The organism is Plantactinospora siamensis, from assembly GCF_042434095.1.
Taxonomy (GTDB): Bacteria; Actinomycetota; Actinomycetes; order Mycobacteriales; family Micromonosporaceae; genus KBS50.
In genome coordinates this window covers 37585-62834 of record NZ_JBHLUE010000020.1, presented here as the reverse complement: position 1 = coordinate 62834, position 25250 = coordinate 37585, and the positions used below count along the sequence as shown (strand labels likewise).

Sequence of the window (25250 nt, the reverse complement as noted above, 5' to 3'; positions counted from 1 at the left end):
CGGCGGTGCGGCTGAGCGCCCGCGCCTACACGCTGCCCACCGACGGGCCGGAGGGCGACGGCACGTTCGCCTGGTCGCAGACCACCCTGGTGCTCGCGACGGCCGAGGCGGACGGGCACACCGGGCTCGGCTGGAGCTACGGGCCGGTGGCCGCCGTCCGGGTGGTGAGCGACGAGTTGGCGCCGGTGGTGGCCGACCTCGACCCGGACGACGTGCCGGCCGCCTGGTCGGCCATGCAGCGGCGGCTGCGCAACGCGGGCCGGCCCGGCATCGGCGGGCTCGCGCTGTCGGCCGCCGACTGCGCGATCTGGGATCTCAAGGCCCGCCGGCACGGCCTGCCGCTGGCCCGGCTGCTGGGCGCCGCCCGGCATGCCGTCCCGGTCTACGGCAGCGGCGGCTTCATCACGTACGACGCCGGTCGGCAGCACGAGCAGCTGTCCGGCTGGGTGCACGAGCAGGGCATCCCGCGCGTGAAGATCAAGATCGGTGAGTCCTGGGGCGCCGACCTGTCCCGGGACCTGGACCGGATGTCCGCGGCCCGGCGCAGCATCGGCCCCGACGCCGAGCTGTTCGTGGACGCCAACGGCGGCTACGGCCGCAAGCAGGCGATCCGGGTGCTGCACGCGGCCGCCGATCTGGACGTGCGCTGGTACGAGGAGCCGGTCAGCTCGGACGACCTGGCCGGCCTGGGGCTGGTGCGCGACCGCGTCGACGCCGACGTGACGGCCGGCGAGTACGGCTATGACCTGGTGTACTTCCAGCGCATGGCGCCGTTCGTCGACTGCCTGCAGATCGACGTGACCCGGTGCGGCGGGATCAGCGAGTTCCTTCGCGCGGCCGGCGTGGCGGCCGCGGCCGGGCTGGAGGTGTCCGGCCACTGCGCCCCGCACCAGCACCTGGCCGTGGCGGCCGCGACGCCGAACCTTCGGCACCTGGAGTGGTTCCACGACCACGTGCGGATCGAGGGCATGCTGTTCGACGGCGTGGCCGACCCCACCGGCGGTACCGTGCCGGTGAACCGGGACGCGCCGGGCACCGGCCTCACCCTCCGGGTGGCCGACGCCGAGCGGTTCCGGGTCGGCTAGGGGCTTTGACACGCGCCCCGGCGGACGTACGGTGCTCAGGCTCGGCGAAGGGCCGGACGGCGGTCCGGCGCGGGAGCGACACCAGAGGAGGAGCGGAACATGACGAGGGCCGGATCAGCGGCGGTACGGGCCGGCGCGGTCGCGCGGATGATCTGGGGCGCCGGCATGCTGGCGGCCCCGACGACCGTGCTGGGCGCGCTCGGCGGCCGGCGCAGCGACCTGGCGGTGGCCGTTCTCCGGGTGCTCGGCGCCCGGCACCTGGCCCAGGGCGCCGTCACGGCGTGGCGGCCGACCGGCCCGGTGCTCGCGGCCGGCGCGGCGGCCGACGCGCTGCACGGGGCCAGCACCGTGCTGCTGGTGGCCCTGGACCGGCGTCAGCGCGGTCCCGCGGTGGCCGAGACCGGCCTGGCCGCCGCCTGGATCGCCCTCACCCTGTCCGCCCGCCGCTGACCCACCCGCGTCCGGTCCACCCGTCGATCATGGAGTCGTGGTGGGCGGATTGCCGGCTGCCACCCCTTTTTCCGGCAGCACAATTTCAGGATCGACGGGAGCGGGAGTGGGGGCGGCCGCGCCGTCGCCGCCGAGGGCGGCGGTCGGGGTGGCCGGACGGGCCGGCCGGGCGTCCTCGGGGCGCGGGTTGTAGAAGCACTTCTCGGCTCGGCCGGCGGCCACCTCGGCCGCGAACGTGCTCAGGTGGTGCGCCACCACCGCGATGTGCACGAGGTGCTCCAGCTCCAACCGGCGTAGCAGCGGCCGGGCCGTCCGCCAGAACGTGCGGCGGTATCCGGACCGTACGCCGGCATGCCACAGCGTGCGGGCCAGGATGGCCAGCCCGCGCCGCAGCTCCCGGGCCTCGGGCCGGCGCGCCGGCCGGGGCAGCCGGTTCGGGTAGGTGTGCGTGAGCTGGTAGGCGAACCGCTCGTACAGCGCCTCGGGCCGGAACGCGGTGGTCACCGTCCGCCGCCAGTCGGCCACCACGGCGTCGTACGGTCGCAGGAAGTCCACGTTGGACTCCCGGCCGGCCTCCGCCGGCACGATCCGGCCGGCCGCCGACAGCCGGTCCCACAACGGGGTACGCGGCAGCGCGTGCAGCAGGTTGATGGTGAGCATCGGGATCCGGGTGGTCGCGATGAAATCCAGGACCCGCTGCCCGGAGCGCTCGTCGTCGGTGTCCAGCCCGAGGATGATGCCGGCCACCACCTCCAGCCCGTGCCGATTCAGCGTGGCCACGGCCACCTCGAGCGGGGTGGCAAGGTTCTGCGTCTTGCGCATCAGCCGCAGCCCGGCCAGATCCGGCGACTCCACTCCCATGAAGACGGTGGTGAACGCGGCCTCGCGCATCTTCGCGAGGATGTCGGTCCGCTTGGCGAGGTTCATCGTGGCCTCGCAGGCGAAGGTCACCGGATAGCCGCGGTCCCGTTGCCACTGCACGAGCCCGGTCAGCAGCTCCACCGCGGCCCGCGGGTCGGCGATGAAGTTGTCGTCGACGAAGTACACGCTGCCCGGGTTCCCCCGGGCCAGCAGCGCGTCCAGCTCGGCGAGCACGGCCGGCACGCTCTTTCGCCGGGGCCGCTGGCCGTACAGCGCCGGGATGTCGCAGAACTCGCACCGGAACGGGCATCCGCTGGAGAACTGCACGCTGGCCAGCAGGTAGTCGGCCGGATCGATCAGGTCGTAGCGGGGCTGCGGGAAGTCGGCCAGCGGCAGCCGGTCGGCGGTCCGGTAGATCTCCTGCCGGGCGGGCCGGCCGGGGTCGGCGCCGAGCCGGGCCACCAGCTCGACCGTGGCGTCCCCGAGCTCACCGACGTGCAGCAGGTCCACCTCGGGATACAGGTCGGGGTCTGCCGAAACCGAGGGGCCGCCCAGCACGCACACCCGACCGAGCGCGGCGGCCCGGGCCGCGATGGCGCGGGTCCGCTCCCGCTGCACATGCATGCCGCTGATCAGGACGATCTCGGCCCACTCCAGGTCGGCGTCGGTGAGCGGCCGGACGTTCTCGTCCACGAACCGCACCGGCCAGTGCGGCGGCAGGAAGCCGGCCACCGTGAGCAGCCCCTGCGGCGGCATGAACGCGGCCACCCCGAGCAGCGGGAACGCGTGGTCGAAGGTGCCGAACGACCGGGCGTACCGGGGGGAGACGGCGAGCACCCGCCGCGCCGGGCCGGCGCCGCCGGTGTCGTCTCGCCGGTCGCGCACGGGCACCCCCTTCGCCTGCCGCCGGTGCGGTACGCGGGCGGTCGCCCGCATCCACCGGGCCGGCCGCATACCCGGGCAGGCACGGATGAAACCGGCATCTCGCGGAGGCTGGACGAAGTGGCTCGCCATCGGACGGCAGGCGACGGGTCGAACTGGGGAGGATTGTTGCCGCTGGGGCGACAACAATCCTCCCCACTTCCCGCGTCATGCCCGGCCGGCCCGGGCCGGCCGGTGGTGGGGCCCGGGGCCGGCCGGAGGTGGGGCTCGGGTCCGGCCGGTGGTGAGGCTCGGGTCCGGCGGAGGTGGCGCTCGAGTCCGGCGGTGGTGAGGCCCGGGGTGGCCGGTGGTAAGGCCCGGGGTCCGGCCGGTGGTAAGGCCCGGGGCGCCGGTGGTGGGGGCCCGGGGTCGGCCGGCGGCGAGGGGAGCGGCGGCGCGGCCAGGCGGTGGCCAGGTCGGCCGGTGGTGAGGTTAGCCGGCGGTCGGGCCGGGAAGACGGGCCGGACCAGGAACTTTGCTCGCCGGAGAGGGGAGACGGTATGGGCTCGGCGCGCCAGTCCCAGGTCGCGGTCGTCACCGGGGCCACCGCGGGGGTCGGCCGCGCGGTCGTCCGCGAGCTGGCCGGCCGGGGGATGCGGATAGCCCTGCTGGCCCGCGGGTCCACCGGGCTGGACGCGGCGGCCGCCGAGGTGCGGGCCGCCGGTGGCCAGGCGCTGCCGATCCCGACCGACATGGCCGACTACGCCCAGGTGGAGGCCGCGGCGGCGCGGGTGAGCGGTGAGCTGGGCCCGATCGACCTGTGGATCAACGACGCCTTCACCTCGGTCTTCGCCCCGTTCGTCGAGATCGGCCCGGAGGAGTTCCGTCGGGTGACCGAGGTGACCTACCTGGGCTACGTGTACGGCACCCGGGCCGCGCTGGACCGGATGCTGCCGCGGGACTCCGGCACGATCGTGCAGGTCGGCTCGGCGCTGGCCTACCGGTCGATCCCGCTGCAGTCGGCCTACTGCGGCGCCAAGCACGCCATCGTGGGGTTCACCGAGTCGCTGCGCACCGAGCTGATGCACGCGGGCAGCGGCGTACGGGTCACCCAGGTGCACCTTCCGGCCGTGAACACCCCGCAGTTCAGCTGGGTGCTGTCCCGGCTCAGCCGGCACGCCCAGCCGGTGCCGCCGATCTACCAGCCCGAGGTGGTGGCGCGGGCCATCGTGCACGCGGCCGACCACCCGAACCGGCGGGAGTACTGGGTGGGCAGCTCGACGGTGGCCACCATCCTGGCCAACCGGGTGATCCCGGGGCTGCTCGACCGCTACCTGGCGCGTACCGGCTTCGGGTCGCAGCAGACCGATGAGCCGGCGGACCCGCGGCGCCCGAGTAACCTGTGGGACCCGGTGGACGACGGGCGCGGCACCGACTTCGGGGCGCACGGCGCCTTCGACGCCCGCGCGCACGGGCACAGCCCGCAGGTCTGGCTGTCCCGGCACCGCCCGCTGCTGGCCGCGTCCGCGGTCGCCGCCGGTGCGGCCGGCGCCGCCGTGGCCGCCGCCCTCCGCCGCTGACGCCGAAGGAAGGGCCCCTTGTTATCGCTTCCGGTATAGGAAGGGCCCCTTGTTAACGGATCCAAGCGCGGCCGCGGCGGGATTCGAGTTGCCTCCGTCTATTGACGACGGTGCCTCCGCACCTTAAAGTCCGTTCACAAGTTTCCAGCAAGTTTCATCAATCTTGCAGAAACTTTGCAGGCGCTGTGCGGGGGCGTGACCGGCGTGCGTCGTGGCGTCGATCCGCCGCGGCGCGGCGCGGTCGAAGCCCGCCCCTTCCCCCGGAGGCAGTCATGCACACCGTCGTGCCCAGACCCGGCCGGTTCGCCGGCCGGCGTCGTCGTACCCTCGCCGGCCTCGCGGCCGCGGCCGTCCTCGCGACCGCCGGCTGGACCGTCGCGGCCCGCTCGCCCGACCAGCCCGCGCTGGCCTCGCCGCCCGGCGCCCGCGACGTCACCGCCACGCTCTTCGAATGGCGGTACGACTCGGTCGCCACCGCCTGCTCCTCGACGCTGGGCCCCAAGGGGTACGGCCTGGTCGAGGTGTCGCCGCCGCAGGAGCACATCCAGGGCGGTCAGTGGTGGACGTCGTACCAGCCGGTGTCGTACCGGATCGCCGGCCGGCTCGGCGACGGGTCCTCGTTCCGGAACATGGTCAACGCCTGCCACGCTGCCGGCGTCAAGGTGATCGCCGACGCCGTGGTCAACCACATGACCGCGGGCTCCGGCACCGGCACCGGCGGCTCGAGCTACACCAAGTACGACTATCCCGGGTACTACCAGGTGCAGGACTTCCACTCCTGCCACAGCCCGGTGAGCAACTACGCCGACCGGAGCAACGTGCAGAACTGCGAGCTGGTCAACCTCGCCGACCTGGACACCGGCAGCGACTATGTGCGGGGCCGGATCGCCGGCTACCTGAACAGCCTGCTGTCGATGGGCGTGGACGGTTTCCGGATCGACGGGGCCAAGCACATCGCGGCCGGCGACCTGGCCGCGATCAAGAGCAAGCTGTCCAACCCGGGCGTCTTCTGGGTGCAGGAGGTCATCTACGGCGCCGGCGAGGCCGTGCAGCCCGACGAGTACACCGGCAACGGCGACGTGGACGAGTTCCGCGCCGCGTACGACCTCAAGCGGATCTTCACCAGCGAGCGGCTCGCGTACCTGAACAACTGGGGCCAGTCCTGGGGCTACCTGCCCAGCGGCAAGGCCCGCACCTTCGTCGACAACTGGGACACCGAGCGAAACGGCTCGACGCTCAACTACAAGTACAACGCCACCTACACGCTGGCCAACGTGTACATGCTGGCCTGGCCGTACGGCGCGCCGAACGTCTACTCCGGCTATGAGTTCTCCGACATCGACGCGGGGCCGCCGAACGGTGGCGCCGTGAGCGCCTGCTTCAGCAACGGCTGGAAGTGCCAGCACGCGTGGCGGCAGATCGCCAACATGGTCGGCTTCCGCAACGCCGTGGCGGGCACCGGGGTGACCAACTGGTGGTCCAACGGCTACCAGGCGATCGCCTTCGGCCGGGGCAACCGGGGGTACGTGGCGATCAACCACGAGTCGTTCGCGGTGACGCAGACGTTCCAGACCTCGCTGCCGGCCGGCACGTACTGCGACGTGCAGCACGGGGACCGCAGCGGCGGCGGCTGCACCGGACCGACGTACTCGGTCGACGGCTCGGGCCGGTTCACCGCCACCGTCGGCGCCAACGACGCCATCGCCCTCTACGCCTGACACCCACCCGCGCGTCGTCCGGCCTTGATCATGGGCTCCACCGCGCGTTCCGGCTCGTCCGGCCCGCGGTGGAGCCCGTGATCAACCCGGCCGCCCGCCGACCGCGGTCGCTCGCCGACCGAGGTCGCTCGGCGATCGGCCCACTCCCGCCCGCCGGCCGCCCGTCGCCCGCCGATCGGCCCGCTGCCGACCGCCCGCCGGCCGATCGCCGCCCGCCGCCACACCGCCGACCGGCGGGGGAGGTGGGTCAGGAGGCGCAGAGGAAGTGGGCGTCGGCCCAGACGGCGGAGGCCGGTCCGGTCGAGCTGGTGGCCACCAGCTCGATCGCGGTGGTGCTGGTCGGCAGCGGCACGTCCACCTCGGCGGCGCCGTCGGCGGCGGTCCGCGCCCCGGAGTCGAAGACGGTCGTGCCGTCGGCCTGCACCGCGAAGGTGACCTGGGCCGCCGCGTCGGCGTCGCCGCCGATCCCGGTGAGCGCCCGCAGCCGGTCACAGCCGGAGGGCGGGTGGACCCTGATCCGGCTTGGGGTCCGCGCCACCACCGCGTTCGGGTACGCCGTACCGCCGACCGTCACCGCGGTGTCGCCGGCCGCGGCCGAGACCGCCACCAGCCCCGGGGTCTCGGCGTCGGCGTCGTCCAGCACCAGCACCTGGTCGCTGAGGTACCGGGGCGTCTCGGCCTGGGCGACCGGGAGGGACGGCGGCACCGGCAGGCCCGGAATCACGTGCAGGGCAGCCCCGGCGAGCACCACGGAAAGGCAGGCCACGCCGCCCACCATGGCCCGGTGCCAGCCGTTCCCGAGCCGCGTCCGGGACCGTCCCGGCGTCCCCTCGGCCCCGCGCGACAGCGCCGGCTCCGCCCGCGACAGCGCCGGCTCCGCGCCCGAGAGCGCCGGCTCCGCCCGCGACAGCGCCGGCTCCGCCCGCGACAGCGCCAGCTCCGCGCCCGACAGCGCGGGCTCCGCGGCGGCCCGGGCGCTCCGGCCCGGTCGGGGGAGCAGCGCCGCCCAACGGGCCACCGCCGTCCGGAGCGACCACCCGGGCACCGTCGCCGCCGGCCGGGTCCAGGGGAGGGCGCTCGGCGGCAGGATCGCCGGCCGCCGCCGGGCCGCCACGTCCTCGACCCATCCGAAGAGCCCCACCGGTACGGCGAGCAGCGCCCAGACGACGGTGATCCGGATCGCCACGTTGGCCCAGTAGTTGTGGGTGTCCACGGGGGTCAGCAGCAGCGCCGCCACCATCCCCACGGGCAGGTGCCAGAGGTACACGGTCACCGCGCGCGCGTTGAGCAGCTCGACCGCGCGGCTCAGCGGCCGGACCCGGGCCAACCAGGCCAGCGTGGGCCGGAACCGCAGGACCGTGGCCACGAAGGCCATCGACCACAGCGTGTTGCCGCCCTCGATGCGGTTGAGGTCGTACACGCCGGCGTGCACGCCGTCCAGGATGATCCAGGCGGCGCCGGCGACGGCCAGCCCGGCCACCGCGGCGGCGTACCGGCGGGCCGGGATCCGGCGCAGCAGGCCGTCGTGGTGCGCGAAGCCCAGCAGCCAGCAGGCCAGGTAGCTGGAGACGTTCGTGGCCTGCTCCGCGAAGTAGCCGTCCAGCCGGGCGATGTCGAACCGGGCCAGCACCGGCAGCAGCGCGGCCACCGCCACCGTGGGCCACGGCCACCGCCGGAACAGGGCCAGCAGCATGGGGGACAGCAGGACGAGCCAGAGGTACGTGACGATGTACCAGAGCACCACGTTGAACGCCCACGCCCAGGCCTGGTCGCCCACCGGCGGGGTCCGGACGGGCAGCACCCACCACAGCAGCTCGCCCCAGCCGAGCCCGCCGGCCGGCCGGGCCCGCCACCCGGTGAGCAGCAGCAGCGGTACGGCGATCGCCCCGAACGCCCACAGCGGCGGCAGCAGCCGGCGCATCCGGCGGCCCACCGCGGCCGGACCGGTGCGGTCCAGCGAGCTGGCCATGAGCGACCCGGCGAGCGCGAACATCAGCCCCATGGCGGGGAACAGGACGGTCAGCCAGAGCCAGCCGAAGACGTGGTAGATCACCACCCGGCCGAGCGCGGCGGCGCGCCACAGGTCGAGGTAGCGGTCCCGGCCCGCGGCACGGGCCGGCGCCGGACTGTCGCGGTCGGGCACCGGCGTGGCGGTGACCGCGTCCGGTGTCATGAGAGCCTCCCGTCCGAGCGTGAGAAGCATTGCCCGGCCGGACGAGCGGGAAAACCCACCCGGTCCGGCCGCCCGCCCGCGCCGCGCCCGGCGGCACCGGACGACCGGCCGACCGGCGCGGCGGCGCCGCGCCGGTCCCGGTGCTGGCGTGGCCCTTGTGGCGTAGTCGGCATGAGCGCTCCCGGTACGGGGTACATCCAGTCGCCCCATGTAAGCCGGCGAACCTGGAGAAACGATATGAAGATGCTGATGAAGCGGTTTGCGATCACCGCCGTCGCCCTGCCGCTGGCCGCGGCCGGGGCCCGGGGGCTCAGCCGGGCGATCGAGAAGCGCCGCGGCCCCTCGCGGACCAGCGGCCTGCTCAACCAGGCCGCCGACATGATCCGCCCGGCAAAGAAGTCCCGGTCGCGGCGCTGGCGCTGAGCCCCGGCCCGGACCGCCACCCCGGGGGTGGTCCGCCGGCGCTGATCGCATCCTCCGGTGCTGGTCGCCGGCCGAATCCCCGGCCGGCGATCAGCTGGTGTTGATCAACCGGCCGATGGCCCCTCCGGGGAACTTCCGGATCCGGTCGAGCGGCCGGCCGAGCCGGCCGGCTGTGCGGCGGACCCGCTCGGAGCGGCGGATCCGGTCGGCCCGGTGGCCGACTCGCCCGGGCGGGCCGCCGCGACCGGTACGGTTCCGGTCCCGTCGTGGCCCGTTCGGTCGTCCGGGGGCACAACATGCCCGGCCGGCCCGACATTCCCGGCATCACGGGCATCCTGGGCCGGCCGGTGGCCCGCCGGGCCGGCCCGACCGGCCCGGTGCCGAAGCCAGAGGGTGCTGCCCACGCCGGCCAGGATCGCCACCCCGAGCGCGACCCAGGACAGGTCCTTGAGCCACCGCTCGGCCACCCGGCCCACCGAATAGATCAGATAGGTGGTGCCGCCCGCCCAGATCACCCCGCCGGCCGCGTTGGCCAGCAGGAAGCGCCGGTACGGCACCCGCAGCGCGCCGGCCAGCGGCCCGGCGAGGATGCGCAGCAGCGCCACGAACCGGCCGAGGAACACCGCCCAGACGCCCCACCGGGCGAACAGCCGCTCGGCCCGGTCGATCTGCTCCGGCCCCAGGTGCCGGGGGAAGCGCCGGCCCAGCCGGTCGAGCAGTGGACGTCCGCCGCGCCGGCCCGCGGCGTACCCGACGGAATCCCCGACGATGGCGCCGGCCGCCGCGGCGATGGCCACCCCCTCCGGGCCGACCACCCCGGCCGCGGCCAGCAGCGCGGCGCTGACCAGGACGATCTCCCCGGGCAGCGGTACGCCCATGCTCTCGACGCCGATCACCAGCCCGACGAGCAGATAGACGCCGATTGCAGGCAGCGTCCCGAGCCAAGCCTCCACGTGGTGCACCGCGTCTCCCTCCGCTGAGGGCACCCTACCGAACCGCTTCCCGGGGTCGACCGGGCGCGGAGGCGCATATCACCCGTTCGCTGGGGTACCGCCCGCACATGCGCATCGCGATCACGGGAGCCACCGGCAACGTCGGGACCGCCCTGCTGCGGCGGCTGGCGGCAGAGACCGACCTGGAGGTGGTCGGCCTGGCCCGCCGTCCGCCGGTGCCCGGCGCGGGACAGCCGTACGACCTGGCCCGCTGGCATGCCGTGGACCTGGGCGATCCGGCGGCGCCGGACCGGCTCGCCGGCTGGCTGGCCGGGGTGGATGCCGTGGTGCACCTGGCCTGGCAGATCCAGCCGAGCCACGACCGGGAGCGGCTGCGGCGGACGAACGTGACCGGCACTGCCCACCTGCTGGCCGCCATGCGCGCGGCCGGCGTGCACCGGCTGGTGTACGCCTCGTCGGTCGGCACCTACGCCCCCGGCCCGAAGGACCGGCTCGTCGACGAGAGCTGGCCGCACACCGGCGTGCGGCGGTCCGGCTACAGCGTCGACAAGGCCGCCGTGGAGGACCTGCTCGACGGCGCCGAGCGGGACGATCCGGACCTGAAGGTGGCCCGGCTACGGATGGGCCTGGTCTTCCAGCGGGACGCGGGCGCGGAGATCGCCCGCTATTTCCTCGGCCCGCTGGTGCCGGTCTCGCTGCTGCGCCGTGGCCGGATCCCGGTGGTGCCGGCCAGCCGCCGGCTGCGGGCCCAGTGCGTGCATGCCGACGACGCCGCCGAGGCGTACCTGCGGGCGCTGCGGACCGGCGCCACCGGCGCGTTCAACATCGCCACCGAGCCGGTGCTGGACGGGCCGACGCTGGCCGACGAGTTCGGTGGCCGGCCGGTGCCGGTTCCCGTGTCGGCGCTGCGGCTGCTGGCCGGCGCCGCGTGGCGGGCCCGGCTGCAGCCCACCGAGCCGGGCTGGGTCGACCTGGCCGCCGCGGTTCCGCTGATGGACTGCGGCCGCGCCGCCGAGGTGCTGGGCTGGCGCCCGGCCCGGGACGCCCGGCAGGCCGTCCGGGAGGTCATCGCCGGCATGGCCACCGGGACCGGCACGGCCAGCGCGCCGATGCGGCCGGCCGGCGCGGTCCGCCGCCGCCTGCTCGGCGGGCTGCCCGGCCATCGCGACCCCGCCTGAGCGGACGATTGGGACGGTTCACCGGATATTGCTTGCCGTCGCTCAATTAGTTACGCCCGGTACGCATGGACCGCGCCGCGGTGGGCAGGGATAGGGACGTTGCGGCACGACCGGTGCCTCGCCCCCTTTGAAATTGACGCGGCAGTGGAGGAACCCTCGATGACTGATCCGACGACCCCCGTTTCCCGACAGGGCTACCCGCCGACCTCGGCGACCTACGGCCAGCCCGTGGACCCCGGCTACCCGGCGGACACCACAGTGGACACCGGCGCCGGTGTCGACGGTTCCACCCGTGAGCAGGTGACCGAGCAGGGCAAGCAGGTGGGCCAGCACGCGGCTCAGGCCGGTGGCGAGGTGGCGCAGACGGCCAAGCAGGAGGGCCGCGAGGTCGCGCACGAGGCCAAGGCCCAGGCGCGGGACCTGCTGGGCGAGGCGAAGGGCCAGCTGCACGGCCAGGCACGGCAGCAGCAGCAGCGGGCCGCCTCCGGCCTGCGCGGCATCGGCGCCGAGCTGCGCTCGATGACCGACCGGTCCGAGTCGGCCGGTCCCGCCACGGAGCTGGTCCGCCAGGCGAGCGGCCGGATCGACGGCGTGGCCGACTGGCTGGAGAACCGCGAGCCGGGCCACCTGGTGGAGGACGTCCGCGGCTATGCCCGGCAGCACCCGCTTGCCTTCCTGGCCGGCGCGGCCGTGCTGGGCGTGCTGGCCGGCCGGCTGACCAAGAACGTGGCAGCCGCCTCGAACGGTGGCTCCGGCTCGGCCGGCCAGGGCGGCGGCTACAACGCCGCGGGCGCCGGCTACAACGGCTCGGGCGCCGGCTACACCGCCGGTTCGGGCGCCGGCTACACCGCCGGTTCGGGCGCTGGCTACACCGCCGGTTCGGGCGCCGGCTACGGCGGCGCGGGCTACTCCGAGGCGGCCCGGCCGGCCGGCATGCCCACGCCCACCTTCGAGGAGCCGGTGCCGGGCGGCGGGGTCTACTCCTCGAACGCCGCGGGCGCCAGCTACGCGCCGGGGACCGCCGCGGGCTACGCCGGCGCTCCCGAGACCGGGGCCGGCTACGCCGACGCCGGCGGCACGGTGGGCGGCACCGGCTACGAGCCGACCGTCCCGACCGGCTACGAGAACCCGCCCGCCGGCGGGCAGGCCGGGTACGGCGCCGAGCCCACCGGCTACGGACCGGCCGACGAGGGCCGGTACGGCGACGGCACCGACGCACAGGGCCGGCGCGCATGACCGCCCCGGGCGCTCCGGGCGGCTACACCGAGCCCGCCGGCTACGCCGGGTCGACCGACCACGTGGCCGGCGCCGGCTTCGACTCCGGGCCGCCGGACGTGCACGGCCGGTCCTTCGGCGACCTGATGGGCGAGGTCACCCGGGACCTGTCCACGCTGGTCCGCCAGGAGGTCGAGCTGGCCAAGGCCGAGCTGCGCGAGGAGGGGAGCAAGGCCGGCAAGGCGGCCGGCATGTTCGGCGCGGCCGGCGTGGCCGGGTTCCTCGTCCTGCTGTTCCTGTCGCACGCGCTGTGGTGGGGCCTGTCCAACGTGATGGACCAGGGCTGGGCCGCGCTGATCGTCGCGATTATCTGGGCCGTCATCGGCGCGGTGCTGTACAGCCGGGCGCGTACTCAGATGAAGAACGTCCGCGGGCTGCCCCGGACCACCGAGACGGTGAAGCAGGTTCCCGACGCCCTCAAGCCCGACCGAGGAGGTATCTGATGACGGACCCGGAGCAGATCCGGCGGGAGATCGAGGCCACCCGCCAGAGCCTGAGCAACGACGTGGACGCGCTGGCCTACAAGGCGAGCCCGCAGCGGATCGTCGAGGACCGTAAGCAGCGGGCGCGCGGCGCCCTGTACAACGTGAAGGACAAGATCATGGGAAGCGCGCACCAGGTGGGCGACACCGGTCACTCCGCGGCCGGCACGCTGCAGGACAAGGCCTCCTCGGCGGCGTCGAGTGTGGGCGACGCCGCGTCCCAGGTCGGCGACGCCGCGCAGCGGGCGCCGCAGGCGGTACGCCGGCAGGCCCAGGGCAACCCGCTCGCGGCCGGGCTGATCGCCTTCGGCGTCGGCTGGCTGGTCTCCTCGCTGCTGCCGGCGAGCGAGCGGGAGCAGCAGGCCGCGCAGCGGCTCAAGGAGGGCGTGCAGGAGCACTCCGACACCCTCAAGGAGAAGGCGAGCGAGGTGGCGCACGAGCTCAAGGACAACCTGTCCCAGCCCGCGCAGCAGGCGGCGCAGTCGGTGAAGGACCGCGCCAGCGAGGCCGTCGACAACGTCAAGGACGAGGGCCGCAACCAGGCCGGCGAGGTCCGCGACCACGCCCAGGACGCCCGGGACGAGATCCGGTCCTGACCCAGGCGACACCCCGGATGGGCGGTACGGCCTCGGCCGTACCGCCCATCCGTGCCGGTGGCCGGGCGCTCAGCTGCCGGTCATGGCGTGCGGCGCGGTGACCGGCTTGGACTCCGGCGAGCCGTGCTGGCGCAGCACGATGCTCAGCAGCACGAGGACGCCGACGGCCAGGAACTCGCTCTGCCAGTTCTGCATCGACTGGAACCAGAAGTCGCTGGTGCCCAGGAACTGCCAGGCGCTGATGGGCGCGGCCCCCGACTCCAGCAGCTGCTGCTCGTTGTAGTCGGCCACGCCGCCCAACAGGTGGCCCAGGAACGAGCCGAGGAAAATCAGCAGCAGGGCGATGGAGAGGCTGTTGCGGTAGACCACCAGCGGCAGGCCACCGACCCGCACCGGCCAGGGCGCGTCGGGGCCGGCGTGCGAGCGCCGGTCGTCCGGGCGGTCGGTCTGGTCCAGCGGCTTCGACTCTCCCGAGCCGCGCTGCACCAGATGGGCGGTGAGCAGGACGTACCCGCCCATCTGCAGGAACTCCGACTCCCAGTTCTCGAAGATGGCCTCGGCGAAGTGGCCGGTGCCCAGGTATTGCAGCAGCGTCTGGGCGTGCCGCCCGTACTGCACCAACTCCTCGTTGTGCACCTGCCAGCCGAAGATGGCCTGCAGGGTGGCGAATATGACGAACGCGCCGAGCATCGCGATGGTCAGCCCGTGATCGCGCAGCCGTTCGGGCATGGCGTACCTCCTCTCGCCGGTCGTTCCGCACGCCGGCGCCGGACGAGTATGCCCCCGCCGGCCTTACCGCATTCTTGCCCCGGCGCGTCGCGGCGCCACCGACCGGCCACGGTCGGCGTGCCGCGGCGACCCGACGCCGGTCCAGGGACCGACGGATAACGACCTGGTCACGACTGGGTCAGATCTCCAGATAGGAGTTTGTTGGGGTGCAATCAGTGGTAGTTGCCCGAGTCGGTCCCCACGACATGGAGGTAACGGGTGAGAGGCACGAGGCGTTACGCGGCTTTGGCGCTGACGGTGGCCCTGGCCGGTACGGCCGCGGGGTGCGGCGGGGTCGGTGGCGGCGGGGACAGCGGCGGCGGCAAGAGCGGCTCGGGCGCGTTGACCACGATGGGCTTCGGTCTCTCCGACGAGATCGCCAAGACCCGGGTCGACACCTTCAAGCAGGCCAACCCCGACGTCAAGCTGACCATCACCGAGGGTAGCTTCGACGAGCAGCAGTTCCTCTCGGCCGTGGCCGGCGGCAACCCGCCGGACCTGGTCTACCTGGACCGCAAGCTGATCGGGACGTACGCGAAGCGAGGGTCGATCCAGCCGCTGACCGACTGCGTCGGCAAGCAGGGCATCGACATGAACCAGTACCGGCCGGACGCCAAGGCGCAGGTCACCATCGACGGAACGGTGTACGGCATCCCGGAGTTCTCCATCTCCCGGGTGTTCTACCTCAACGAGACGGCGCTCAAGTCCGCCGGTATCTCGGACGACCAGGTCAACCTGGCCGACTGGAACGCGCTGGCGCAGCTCAACACCAAGCTGGCCAAGAAGTCCGGCGCCAAGCTCAGCCGGATCGGCGTCGACCCGAAGATCCCCGAGTTCCTGCCCATGTGGGTGAAGGCCAACGGCGCCGAGATGCTGTCCGCGGACGGCAAGACGCCGAACCTCACCGACCCGAAGGTGGTCGAGGCGGTGCAGTACGGCGCCTCGCTGATCCAGGCGCAGGGCGGCTGGGGCGCGTTCAAGGGCTTCCGGGACACCTTCGACTTGTTCGGCGCCAAGAACCCGCTGGCGCTGGACCAGGTCGGCATCTGGCCGATGGAGGACTGGTTCCTCAACCAGATCGCCCAGAACACCCCGAAGGCCCAGTTCGCGGTCAAGCCGTTCGTCGACCGCCAGGGCAAGCCGCTGACCATGGCCAACGGCCAGGCGTGGGCCATCCCGAAGGGCGCGAAGAACGCCGACGCCGCCTGCGCCTTTGCCAAGACCATGACGGCCACCGACACCTGGCTGGCCGCCGCGAAGGCCCGGGTGGCCGCCCGGCAGGCCAAGAACCTGCCCTTCACCGGCCTGTACACGGCCAACGTCAACGCCGACAAGCGCATCTTCGACGAGCTGTACAAGCCCAGCGGTGACAAGCGGTTCGACGACGCCGTGGCCACCATCCGGTCCGCCCAGGAGAACGCGTTCACGATCCCGGCCTCCCCGGCCGGCGCCGAGTTCGACAAGGCCTGGACCGACGCGGTGAACCGGGTGCTGTCCGGGCAGGCCCAGCCGGCCGCCTCGCTCAACCGGGCCCAGCAGGAAGCCACCGCGGCGCTGAGCCGGGCGGCGAAGTAGCCGCGATGGCCACCGCCACCGCCACCAGCGCCGCCCCGGCGGCCGGCGGCGCCACCGTGCCGCGCCGTCGGCGTCGGATGACGCCGACGGCGCGCCGGGAGGCGCGCTGGGCGCTCGTGTTCCTGGCGCCCTGGATCATCGGCTTCCTGATCTTCTATGCCGGTCCCATGCTGGCCAGCCTGTGGCTGAGCTTCACCGACTACGACGTGATCAACGCGCCGCGGTACACCGGGCTGGACAACTACCGCCGGCTGGCCTCCGACCCGGCGGTGCTGCGCAGCCTCACCAACACCATTTACTACACCCTGCTGCACGTGCCGCTGGCCATGGCGATCTCGCTGGGCCTCGCCCTGCTGCTCAAGCGGGTGGGCCGGCTGCAGGGCTTCTTCCGTACCGTCTTCTACCTGCCGGTGATGACCCCCGCGGTGGCCGTCGGTGTGCTGTTCCTGCTGCTGCTCAACAGCCAGGTCGGGCTGGTCAACCGGGCGCTCGGGTTCATCGGCGTCGACGGCCCGAACTGGACCACCGACCCGCACTGGGTGATGCCCGGCATCGTGCTGATGAGCCTGTGGAGCCTCGGCTCCAGCGTGATCATCTACCTCGCCGCGCTGCAGAACGTGCCGAAGGACCTGTACGAGGCCGCCGACCTGGACGGCGCGGGGGCGTGGGCGCGGTTCTGGCACGTCACGCTGCCGATGATCTCCGGGGCGCTGTTCTTCACCCTGGTCGTGAACACCATCGCGGCGCTGCAGATGTTCACCGAGGTCTACACCATGTACTTCGGCAACCGGCAGAACGCCGACTCCTTCAACAGCGACGCGGCCAGCTTTTACGTCATCCGGCTGTTCCAGGAGGCCTTCCAGTTCCTGCACATGGGCTTCGCCTCGGCGATGGCCTGGGTGCTGTTCGTGGTCATCGGCATCATCACGCTGATCCAGGTCCGGTTGTCCCGCCGGTTCGTCTTCTACGAGGGCGCGGAGTGACGGGCGGCGGGCCGGGTTCCGTACCGGGAAGGGAGCGCCGATGAGCGCGGCGGTCGAGCAGGCGGTGGCGGTCGGCGCGGCGGGGGAGGCCCAGCCGGTACGCCCCGAACGGGCGCCGGCGCCGGCGGGCGCCGACCGGCCCTGGTGGCGACGGTTGCCGTACGTGGTGGCGCTGGTGGCCGCGTCGGTGGTCTTCCTGGTGCCGTTCGTCTGGCTGGTCTCGGCGTCCCTGCGGCCCCGGGCGTACGTCTTCGGCACCAGCCTGCTGCCGGTGCCGTTCGCCCCGGAGAACTACCAGACGGTCTGGCAGGCCGCGCCGCTGCTCACCTGGCTGGGCAACAGCCTCGTGGTCGCGGTGGCGGCGGCCACCGCGGTGACGCTGTCCAGCGCCTGGGTGGCGTTCGGCTTCGCCTACTTCCGGTTCCCCGGCCGGAACATCCTGTTCGGGCTGGTGCTGGCCACCATGATGCTGCCGTTCGCGGTCACCATGATCCCCACGTACCTGATCTGGTCGAAGCTCGGCCTGGTCGACACCCAGGTGCCGCTGTGGGCCGGCAACCTGTTCGGCTCGGCGTTCTACATCTTCCTGCTCCGGCAGTTCCTGCTGTCGCTGCCCCGGGAGTACTTCGAGGCGGCCCTCGTGGACGGCGCCAGCTACCCGAAGCTGTTCTGGCGGATGGCGTTCCCGCTGATCCGGCCCGCGCTGCTGGTCACCTTCATCTTCGAGTTCAAGGCCAGCTGGACCGACCTGATGAAGCCGCTGATCTACCTGCGCAACGAACACCTCTACACGCTTCCGCGCGGGCTCAAGGTGATCCTCGACCGGTTCGGGTACGGCGGCGACCACCAGCAGTGGGAGGTCGTCCTCGCCGGCAGCGTGATCGCCACCGTACCGATGATCATCCTGTTCTTCCTGGCCCAGAGGCACTTCGTGGAGGGCATCGCCACCGGCGGCCGCAAGGGGTGAGGCCCACCCCTTGACCTTCCCGGCCGGGGAGGCCGCAGGCTGGTCGGGACCGGGCGGTCCCGCCCGGAGCGAGGAGCCGGCCGTGGATCTGGTCAGCATCGGCGAGTTCGGCCGGATGGCGCGGCTGTCGCCGAAGGCGCTGCGCCGGTACGACGATCTCGGACCGCTGGTGCCGGAGCTCGCGGCCGAGGCGCTGGTGGCCGGGTCGTCCGGTGACCCCACCCGGGCGGAGCTCGCGGCCGAGGCGCTGGCGGCCTGGGCCATTCAGCGGGGCCGGCAGCCGGCCGGGGCGATCCGGCTGCTGCTCATTCCCAACCGGGCCGGCGACGGGACCGGTCCGGACCGGGAGTTGGCGCTGCCGCTCCGGTGAGCCCGTCGGCCCGCCAGCCGCGGCGTGGGTGCCGAGCGGGCGATCCCGGCGGCGCCGTGCCGGTTTCGGCGTCCGGGCCGGGTCGCCCGGGTGCGTTTGTTGTCACCGGGCGCGGGAAGGGTCCCGGCATCGATGCAGCCGACGACGGGACGGAACGACCATGCAGCTCGGGTACAAGCTCGCGGCCGAGGGGTTCGGCCCGGCCGACCTCATCCGCCAGGCCGTCCGCGCCGAGGAGGTGGGCTTCGACTTCGTGGAGATCAGCGACCACTACCACCCCTGGCTCGACGTACAGGGTCACTCGCCGTTCGCCTGGACGGTGCTGGGCGCCATCGCCGCGAAGACCAGCCGGATCGGCCTGGCCACCGGCGTGACCTGCCCGACGGTGCGGTACCACCCGGCGATCATCGCGCAGGCGGCGGCCACCCTGGCGCTGGTCTCGGACGGCCGGTTCACCCTCGGCATCGGGGCCGGCGAACGCCTCAACGAGCACGTGGTCGGGCAGGGCTTCCCCAGCGTACGCGGCCGCCACGAGCGGCTGCGGGAAGCGCTGGAGATCATTCGCCGGCTCTGGTCCGGCGGGTACCAGTCGTACGAGGGCCGGCACCTGCGGCTGGAGGACGCGAGAGTGTTCGACCTGCCCGAGCAGTTGCCGGTGATCGCCGTCGCGGCCAGCGGCGACGCCTCGGCGCGGATCGCGGCCGAACTGGGCACCGGGCTGTTCGCCACCGAGCCCAAGGCCGAGCTGGTCGAGGCGTACCGGCGGTTCGGCGGCGCCGGACCGCGCTACGCCGAGGCGCCGATGGCCTGGGCGACCGACGAGAAGCAGGCGGTCCAGGCGGCGCTGAAGACCAGCCGGTGGGCCGTGACCGGTTGGAAGGTGATGAGCGAGCTGCCCAACCCGGTCAACTTCGAGGCCGCCAGCGCGACGGTCACCGAGGAGGACATCCGGCAGCAGTTCGCGGTGGGCCCCGACCCGGAGCCGTTCGTGGCGAAGGTGAAGACGTACCTCGACGCCGGCTTCGACCACATCGTGCTGCAGAACGCCGGCCCGGACCCGGACGGCTTCCTCGACTTCTTCGCCTCCGACCTCGCCGGCCCGCTGCGCGGACTGGCCTGATCAGCGGTCGTCGCCGCTGCCGCCCAGCACGCCGCGGCGCTGGCGACTGGCCAGCTTGGCCAGGTTGCCCGTGGCGATGTCGTCCAGCGACAGGTCGAGGTGGTCGGCGAGCACCGCCAGGTACCAGAGGACGTCGCCGAGTTCCTTGGCGATGTCGGCCCGGTCGATCCGCGACTCGTCACTGTCCAGATCGCGGACCCACTTCTTGAACTTCTCGGCGACCTCTCCCGACTCGCCGACCAGACCGAGCACCAGGTGGAGCAGCTCGTTCCGCTTGTCACGGGGGGCGGCGGTGCGCAGCGCGCCGCGCTGGTATTCGTCCAGGTCCACGGCGGACCAGTATGGCCGACCGGCGCCGCCACCCGTGGGCACCCGCGGGGTCAGCGGGGGCGCGGCCCGTCAGCGACAGGGACCCGCGGCGCTCTGCCCACAGCCGAACGGGCTGGCGGATCCAGCCGTGCATCCGCACGCTGGAGCCATGACCACTACCCGGGACCAGGCCGACCGGGAACGGCGGCTGTCGGACCTCTACCTGGCGTTCAATCGGCGTGACGTGCCGGCCCTGCTGGCGGCGGTGACCCGGGATGTCCGCTGGCCGAACGGCTGGGAGGGCGGTGTCGTCGACGGCCGGGAAGACCTGGCCGCCTACTGGCGTCGGCAGTGGGCGCAGATCGAGCCCTCCGTGGAGCCCACGGCATTCACCGCCGAGGCGGACGGCCGCATCGCCGTGACGGTGCGCCAACTGGTCCGGGACAAGCGCGGGACGCAGCTCGCCGACAATGTGGTGACACACGTGTACCGATTCGTGGGGGAGCTGATCGCGGAGATGGAGATTCGCGACCAGCGGCCGTGACCCGGGAATCCCGCGGTGCCGGGTCGGGCACCCGCGCGAAGGCGTGTCTGGGCGCCGGGCCGTGGCGGGTGGCTGAGGGCCGCCCCGGAGGGGGAGTGGGGCCGGCCGGCTTCGGCAAGCCGCGTCCCGGCCGGCGCCGAAGGGCGGTCAGGTCCTGGGCCGGCGCCCGACCAGGGATGCTCACGAACGTCATCGCTGACCGGAGCCGGTCGTTTCCCGAAGGGTTTCCGCATGCCACGCTTGCGCCGCGCGCCGGGCGTCCGGGATTGACCTCGGTGGCAATCTTTCCGCCCGGCCGCATGGCGTCACCATCGACCGCACCGGTGCCGACTTTGCCGCTGGCCTTGGGACCTGTGCCGGCTTTAGTCCTGTCGCCGGCAGGCGTGCCGGCCTTGACTGTGGTGCCGGCATCCGTGCCGGTCCTGATTGCGGTGCCGGCATCCGTGCCGGCCTTGATTGCGGCGCCGGTGCCGGCTCGAATCGTGCCGGCTTGGCGGCTTGGGCAAACCCGCCGGCGGTGGCATTGGCACGGCTGGTGCCCACGAGCGGGCAGGGCGCGCCGACGCGCCGGGTCCGGTGGTGATGCTCGGTCTCGGCCGCGAACTGGGCCGGTGCCACCGGCGCGATCGGTCCAGCCTCGGCTGAAGCAGCGGACGGTCCCGTGGCGCGATGGCGGCGAAGCTTTTACGCGTGCCGCTTCGCGAGGCCCCACGAGCGGCGCCGCGCCTGTTCGCGGCGGAACTTGTCCTTCTCCGGACAATAACCGCGGGACCGGCTCCGATCCCGCATCGTCGCCATTTCCGCCCGACCGAACAAACTGAGCTACCGTCCCATCTCCCGATTATCCCCGATATCAGCATGGTCGCGTCGGGCGTCATTTCACATGGCGCATGCCACAGGTCGGGAGCGGGCCTCTGTTGCGCTTATCTCCCAGCAATTCGCCAGGCGCGGTCTCACCCCGGTGTACCGGTAAAAAAAGCCAGCGTAATTGCTGCGCGCGGCGACGTTGCGGGATGGCTTCCCATCGGTCAAGCGCCATTCTCCTGGCGCTCGACGAGGTTGTTCCGGTCATTGCGGCGCTGCCGCCGCGGGACGGAGCCGCCTGTGGAGGAAAGCATTCCGAGCGGCCCGCGGGCGCGGTCGCCCTCATGCGGCGCCCGACCCCGCTACCGGCGCCGCGTTCTCAGCCGGCGAGGGCGGCGAGAGCGGCGACCGTCTCCTCGGCGACGGCCAGCTCCTCCCGGGGCTCGATGACCAGCACCGGCACCGGGTCGTCCGGCGCGGACACCGGTCCGTCGTCGGCGCGGTTCTCCAGCCGGGCCGGCGGCCGCACGCCGAGCAGGGAGAGCCCGGCGCAGACGTCACGCCGCACCTCCGGCTGGTCCCAGCCGATCTCGCCGGTGAAGACCAGCGCGTCGAGCCGGTCCAGGCTGGTCGCGGCGGCCGCGATCTCCCGGCGTACCCGATGGTTGAATACGGCCAGGGCGAGCGCGGCGGCCGGGTCGTCGGCCGCGGCGGCGACCAGCTCCCGGGTGTCGTCCGAGCGGCCGTCGGAGAGCCCGAGCAGGCCCGATCGCCGGTTCAGGCCGTCGGCCAGCTCGTCCCGACCGAGCCGGGCGTCGTCGAGCAGCCAGAGCAGCATCCCCGGGTCCACCGCGCCGGACCGCTTGGCCATCGGTACGCCGTCCAGCGGCGTGAAGCCCATCGAGGTGTCCACGCTGCGCCCGTCCCGGACCGCGCACACCGACGCGCCCCCGCCGAGATGGGTCAGCACCAGCTGGAGCCGCTCGACCGGCCGGTCGAGCAGCCGGGCCGCGCGGCGCAGCGCGTACGAGTAGGACAGCCCGTGGAAGCCGTAGCGGCGCAGCCCCCAGCGGCGCCGCCACGCCGCGGGCAGCGGGTAGGTGGCCGCGTGCGCCGGCAGCCCGGCGTGGAAGCCGCTGTCCGGGCAGAGCACGTGCGGCACGTCCGGCAGCCGGGTCCGGAGCTGGTCCAGCAGCCGCAGCGCCGGGGGCAGGTGCAGCGGCGCGAGCTCGACCAGGCCGTCCAGCTCGGCGCGCAGGGCGTCGTCGACGATCCGGGGCGCGGTGACGAGCTCGCCGCCGTGCACCAGCCGGTGGCCGACCGCGGCCGGCCGCCGCTGCCGGCTCAGGAACTCGTCGGCGTCCCGGGCGGCCTCCGCCGAACCGGGCGGGTCGGACCGGTCCAGCCGGTGCCCGACCGCGCCGTCCCGCACGTACGCCAGGTGCAGGCTGGACGAGCCGGCCACCACCGTGAGCACGGTCGGCGACATACCCACCCCCGTTTCATGGCAGGGATCACCGCGCGGCTTACCCTGGTGCCGGCGGACCAAGCCCGACCCGGGCCGGTTTGTCCCGCCCCCACGCGGGGCAGGAAAACCGTAAGCCGATCCGAGGAGGTTGCGATGCCCGCCCGAGAGGACATGCCCAGCACCCTGCGGCGGTCGCCGAAGAAGGCCCAGGACACCTATGCCGAGACGCACGACTCGGCCGTGCAGACGTACGGCGAGGGCGAGCGGGCGCACCGGACCGCGTTCGCGGCCGTGAAGCACTCGTTCGAGAAGGTGGGTGACCACTGGGAGCCCAAGGATCACAAGGGTCCGAGCGACGCGCAGGCCGCCCGCGGCGGCGGCGCCCGGCGCGGGAAGACCGCCGGCGGGGTGGATGCCAACGCCACAAGGAGCACCTGCTGGACGTGGCGAAGCGGCTGGAGATCCGGGGGCGTTCCCGGATGACGAAGGCCGAGCTGGTCGACGCCATCGGCAGGGCGAACGACCGGGACACCCGCAAGGCGCGGGATTAGTTTGCCGGTCGGTTTGCTGGCCGCCGGGGAGCCGACCGGTGAGCTGACCACCTTCGGTGTCGTGCTGGGGGCCGTGGCGCTGGCCGCCATGGCCGCCGTGCTGTCCAACCGGCTGAGCGACCTCATCCGGGTGCCGGCGCCGGCCCTCTTCCTGTTCGCCGCCGCGGCGGCATCTGATCTGTTTCCCCGGCTGGGGACGCTGGCGATCGGCACGGTACGCGAGATCGTCACGGTGGCGCTGATCCTGGTGCTGTTCTCCGGCGGAATGGAGATCGGCTGGCGCCGGCTGCGTCCGGCGCTGGTGCCGGTGCTCTCCATCGGCGTCCTCGGCACGGTGTTCACGGCCGTGGCCCTGGCCGCCGCGGCCCACCTGCTCTTCGACTTCGCCTGGCTGCCGGCGCTGCTGCTCGGCACGGCCCTCGCGCCCACCGACCCGGCCGCGGTCTTCTCGGTGCTGGGCCGCCGCGAGGTGGTGGGCCGGGCCGGCACGATTCTCGAGGGCGAGTCCGGCGCCAACGATCCGGTCGGCATCGCGCTGATGCTGAGCCTGCTCGCGGCCGGCACGGCCAGCGGTTGGTCGGCCGTCGGCACCGGGCTGCGCGAGTTCGTGCTGCAACTGGGCATCGGCGGCGTGGTCGGGCTGCTCGGGGGCCGGGTGCTGCTGCTGCTCATGCGCCGGGTCTCGCTGCCCAGCGAGGGGCTCTACCCGCTGCAGGTGCTGTTCGGCGGCGCGGCCGTCTACGGCCTGGCCACCCTGGCGCACGGGTCCGGGTTCCTGGCGGTGTTCCTTGCCGGCATCCTGATCGGGGACGCGCGGGCGCCCTTCAAGCTGGAGATCGAACGGTTCCACGGCGCGCTCGCCAGCCTCGGCGAGATCGTCGCGTTCACGGTGCTCGGCCTGGGCGTCTCGCTGCGCGGCCTGCACGAGCAGCGGGCCCTGCTGGTCGGCCTGGTGCTGGCGGTCCTGCTGGCCCTGCTGATCCGGCCGCTGCTGGTCGGCGGCCTGCTGACCGTGGTCCGGCTGCGCTGGGGGGAGCGGATCTTCATCGCCTGGTCGGGCCTCAAGGGCGCCGTGCCGATCCTGCTGGCCACCTTCATCCTGACCGCCGACGTGCCCGAGCAGGTGCGGCTGTTCGACGTGGTGTTCGTGGTGGTGGCCTTCTCCGTGGTGGTCCAGGGCGGTCTCGTCCCGACGGTGGCCCGGCTGTGCGGGGTGCGGATGCGGTCCCACCCGCTGCAGCCGTTCGCGGTCGGGCTGCGGGTCAGCGACGAGCCGCGGGCCGTCCGCCGGCTGCGGGTGGCCGACGGCTCCGCGGTGGTCGGGCGGACCGTCCGGGAGCTGAGCCGGGACGAGGGCATCTGGGTCAACCTGGTGTCCCGGGGCGGCCAGCAACTCGGCGTGCAGGCCGACACGACGCTGGCGGCCGGCGACGAGGTGCTGGTCACCACGCACAACGCGGAGGACCACGACCGGACCACGGCGCTGTTCGATGCGCCGCCCGACTGACCCGATCCCAGCCGCCCGACGCGGGCCGCCGGTCAGCCGGCGGGTCGCGGCCGGTCCGGCGACTCAGCCGGCGGGTCGCGGCCGGTCCGGCGGCTCAGCCGGCGGGTCGCGGTTCCGGCACGTCGTCGATGAGGGCCTCCAGCACCGGCAGCGCGGCGCGCAGCGTCGCCCGCTGGGCCGCGTCCAGCCGGGCCAGCCGGGCGTCGAGCAGGGCGGTCCGCCGGCCGCGTACCTGAGCGAGGGCGTGCGCCCCGGCGGCCGAGAGCGCCACCCGGACCGACCGGGCGTCGGCGGTGTCCGGGGTACGCGCGATCAGCCCCCGCTCGTCGAGGGCCGCCAGCACCCGGCTCATGGTCGGCGGGCTGACCGCCTCGCGCTGGGCCAGCTCGCCCAGCCGGACCGGTCCGTGCCGCTCGATCGAGACCAGCGTGGACAGCTGTAGTGGTGGGATGTCGTTGCTGGCCAGCCGGATCCGCCGGTGCAGCCGGCCGACCGCCAGCCGCAGCCGGCTGGCCAGATGGTCCGCCTCGATCTCGGGCCCGGTCACCGTCTTCCATCCCCCGTGCTGTCCGCGGGGGTCACGATCCCGCCCCCGACTGCTTGACCTAGGCTAACAAAACGGCCGGCTCGGGCCGGGACCAGACCGACG

General features: G+C 73.6%; 25 protein-coding genes. 18 read left to right on the top strand and 7 right to left on the bottom strand.

The features are described from left to right. Positions 1–5: 5 nt before the first annotated feature. Together ACFFHU_RS24545 and ACFFHU_RS24540 are read left to right on the top strand one after the other, a co-directional pair. Positions 6–1085: an enolase C-terminal domain-like protein gene (locus ACFFHU_RS24545; RefSeq protein ID WP_377342588.1), complete on the top strand. Its 1080-nt coding sequence runs from the start codon at positions 6–8 to the stop codon at positions 1083–1085. Positions 1086–1184: 99 nt separating this feature from the next. Then, a complete protein-coding gene (locus ACFFHU_RS24540) occupies positions 1185–1535 on the top strand; it encodes a hypothetical protein (RefSeq protein ID WP_377342587.1) in 351 nt (116 codons plus the stop codon). 27 nt (positions 1536–1562) lie between these two features. On the opposite strand, the gene ACFFHU_RS24535 is transcribed toward ACFFHU_RS24540, so the two are convergent. Beyond that, complete coding sequence (locus ACFFHU_RS24535) at positions 1563–3281, bottom strand: B12-binding domain-containing radical SAM protein (RefSeq protein ID WP_377342586.1); 1719 nt, start codon at positions 3279–3281, stop codon at positions 1563–1565. Positions 3282–3817: 536 nt separating this feature from the next. Here ACFFHU_RS24535 and ACFFHU_RS24530 point away from each other — a divergent pair. Then, positions 3818–4837: an SDR family oxidoreductase gene (locus ACFFHU_RS24530; protein ID WP_377342585.1), complete on the top strand. Its 1020-nt coding sequence runs from the start codon at positions 3818–3820 to the stop codon at positions 4835–4837. Between the two features lie 272 nt (positions 4838–5109). Then, on the top strand, positions 5110–6555 hold the full coding sequence (locus ACFFHU_RS24525) for an alpha-amylase (RefSeq protein WP_377342584.1): 1446 nt from the start codon (positions 5110–5112) through the stop codon (positions 6553–6555). A 247-nt stretch (positions 6556–6802) separates the two neighbouring features. Here ACFFHU_RS24525 and ACFFHU_RS24520 read toward each other — a convergent pair whose 3' ends face one another. Next, positions 6803–8728 carry an acyltransferase family protein gene (locus tag ACFFHU_RS24520; protein ID WP_377342583.1) on the bottom strand — a complete coding sequence of 642 codons (1926 nt, stop codon included), beginning with the start codon at positions 8726–8728 and terminating at the stop codon, positions 6803–6805. 249 nt (positions 8729–8977) lie between these two features. Between ACFFHU_RS24520 and ACFFHU_RS24515 the strand changes: the two genes are divergently transcribed. Continuing rightward, the gene (locus ACFFHU_RS24515; protein ID WP_377342582.1) at positions 8978–9151 is read left to right on the top strand and encodes a hypothetical protein; all 174 of its coding nucleotides are present in this window, start codon (positions 8978–8980) and stop codon (positions 9149–9151) included. A 104-nt stretch (positions 9152–9255) separates the two neighbouring features. On the opposite strand, the gene ACFFHU_RS24510 is transcribed toward ACFFHU_RS24515, so the two are convergent. Continuing rightward, a complete protein-coding gene (locus ACFFHU_RS24510; protein ID WP_377342581.1) occupies positions 9256–10113 on the bottom strand; it encodes a DedA family protein in 858 nt (285 codons plus the stop codon). A gap of 98 nt (positions 10114–10211) precedes the next feature. Here ACFFHU_RS24510 and ACFFHU_RS24505 point away from each other — a divergent pair, with 98 nt between their 5' ends. From ACFFHU_RS24505 to ACFFHU_RS24490, 4 genes are all read left to right on the top strand, one after another. Then, positions 10212–11282, top strand: a complete 1071-nt coding sequence (locus tag ACFFHU_RS24505; RefSeq protein ID WP_377342580.1) for an NAD-dependent epimerase/dehydratase family protein — start codon at positions 10212–10214, stop codon at positions 11280–11282. A 159-nt stretch (positions 11283–11441) separates the two neighbouring features. Continuing rightward, positions 11442–12518 (top strand): hypothetical protein, encoded by a 1077-nt coding sequence (locus tag ACFFHU_RS24500; RefSeq protein WP_377342579.1) that lies wholly within the window; start codon positions 11442–11444, stop codon positions 12516–12518. Next, positions 12515–13000: a phage holin family protein gene (locus ACFFHU_RS24495; protein ID WP_377342577.1), complete on the top strand. Its 486-nt coding sequence runs from the start codon at positions 12515–12517 to the stop codon at positions 12998–13000. The genes ACFFHU_RS24500 and ACFFHU_RS24495 overlap by 4 nt, the downstream gene beginning before the upstream one ends. Then, entirely contained in the window at positions 13000–13635 is a 636-nt protein-coding gene (locus tag ACFFHU_RS24490; protein ID WP_377342576.1) for a DUF3618 domain-containing protein, read from the top strand. The genes ACFFHU_RS24495 and ACFFHU_RS24490 overlap by 1 nt, the downstream gene beginning before the upstream one ends. A 69-nt stretch (positions 13636–13704) precedes the next feature. Here the strand turns inward: ACFFHU_RS24490 and ACFFHU_RS24485 are convergent, their stop codons facing one another. Beyond that, positions 13705–14364, bottom strand: coding sequence for a DUF6766 family protein (locus ACFFHU_RS24485; RefSeq protein WP_377342575.1), 660 nt, complete (start codon positions 14362–14364; stop codon positions 13705–13707). A gap of 258 nt (positions 14365–14622) precedes the next feature. Between ACFFHU_RS24485 and ACFFHU_RS24480 the strand changes: the two genes are divergently transcribed. The 5 genes from ACFFHU_RS24480 to ACFFHU_RS24460 all read left to right on the top strand — a co-directional run bounded on the left by ACFFHU_RS24480 (position 14623) and on the right by ACFFHU_RS24460 (position 19418). After that, positions 14623–15978 carry an extracellular solute-binding protein gene (locus tag ACFFHU_RS24480; RefSeq protein WP_377342574.1) on the top strand — a complete coding sequence of 452 codons (1356 nt, stop codon included), beginning with the start codon at positions 14623–14625 and terminating at the stop codon, positions 15976–15978. Between the two features lie 5 nt (positions 15979–15983). Continuing rightward, positions 15984–16961 carry a carbohydrate ABC transporter permease gene (locus ACFFHU_RS24475; RefSeq protein WP_377342573.1) on the top strand — a complete coding sequence of 326 codons (978 nt, stop codon included), beginning with the start codon at positions 15984–15986 and terminating at the stop codon, positions 16959–16961. A gap of 40 nt (positions 16962–17001) precedes the next feature. Next, positions 17002–17928 (top strand): carbohydrate ABC transporter permease, encoded by a 927-nt coding sequence (locus ACFFHU_RS24470; RefSeq protein WP_377342572.1) that lies wholly within the window; start codon positions 17002–17004, stop codon positions 17926–17928. Between the two features lie 82 nt (positions 17929–18010). Continuing rightward, on the top strand, positions 18011–18298 hold the full coding sequence (locus tag ACFFHU_RS24465; RefSeq protein ID WP_377342571.1) for a MerR family transcriptional regulator: 288 nt from the start codon (positions 18011–18013) through the stop codon (positions 18296–18298). A 160-nt stretch (positions 18299–18458) separates the two neighbouring features. Then, entirely contained in the window at positions 18459–19418 is a 960-nt protein-coding gene (locus ACFFHU_RS24460) for a TIGR03557 family F420-dependent LLM class oxidoreductase (RefSeq protein WP_377342570.1), read from the top strand. Here the strand turns inward: ACFFHU_RS24460 and ACFFHU_RS24455 are convergent, their stop codons facing one another. After that, positions 19419–19748 carry a nucleoside triphosphate pyrophosphohydrolase family protein gene (locus tag ACFFHU_RS24455; protein WP_377342569.1) on the bottom strand — a complete coding sequence of 110 codons (330 nt, stop codon included), beginning with the start codon at positions 19746–19748 and terminating at the stop codon, positions 19419–19421. A 148-nt stretch (positions 19749–19896) separates the two neighbouring features. On the opposite strand from ACFFHU_RS24455, the gene ACFFHU_RS24450 reads away from it, so the two are divergent. Continuing rightward, on the top strand, positions 19897–20271 hold the full coding sequence (locus ACFFHU_RS24450; protein WP_377342568.1) for a nuclear transport factor 2 family protein: 375 nt from the start codon (positions 19897–19899) through the stop codon (positions 20269–20271). Positions 20272–21454: 1183 nt separating this feature from the next. Here ACFFHU_RS24450 and ACFFHU_RS24445 read toward each other — a convergent pair. Continuing rightward, complete coding sequence (locus ACFFHU_RS24445; protein ID WP_377342629.1) at positions 21455–22564, bottom strand: acetate/propionate family kinase; 1110 nt, start codon at positions 22562–22564, stop codon at positions 21455–21457. A 15-nt stretch (positions 22565–22579) separates the two neighbouring features. Between ACFFHU_RS24445 and ACFFHU_RS24440 the strand changes: the two genes are divergently transcribed. The 3 genes from ACFFHU_RS24440 to ACFFHU_RS24435 are packed head-to-tail and all read left to right on the top strand — an operon-like array spanning position 22580 to position 24601. After that, complete coding sequence (locus ACFFHU_RS24440; protein WP_512699510.1) at positions 22580–23026, top strand: ChaB family protein; 447 nt, start codon at positions 22580–22582, stop codon at positions 23024–23026. Continuing rightward, the gene (locus tag ACFFHU_RS31765) at positions 22987–23094 is read left to right on the top strand and encodes a hypothetical protein (RefSeq protein WP_512699509.1); all 108 of its coding nucleotides are present in this window, start codon (positions 22987–22989) and stop codon (positions 23092–23094) included. Before ACFFHU_RS24440 ends, ACFFHU_RS31765 begins: the two co-directional genes overlap by 40 nt. Before the next feature lies 1 nt (position 23095). Then, the gene (locus ACFFHU_RS24435) at positions 23096–24601 is read left to right on the top strand and encodes a cation:proton antiporter domain-containing protein (protein ID WP_377342567.1); all 1506 of its coding nucleotides are present in this window, start codon (positions 23096–23098) and stop codon (positions 24599–24601) included. Between the two features lie 94 nt (positions 24602–24695). On the opposite strand, the gene ACFFHU_RS24430 is transcribed toward ACFFHU_RS24435, so the two are convergent. Then, the gene (locus ACFFHU_RS24430; protein ID WP_377342566.1) at positions 24696–25148 is read right to left on the bottom strand and encodes a MarR family winged helix-turn-helix transcriptional regulator; all 453 of its coding nucleotides are present in this window, start codon (positions 25146–25148) and stop codon (positions 24696–24698) included. Between the last annotated feature and the right edge of the window lie 102 nt (positions 25149–25250).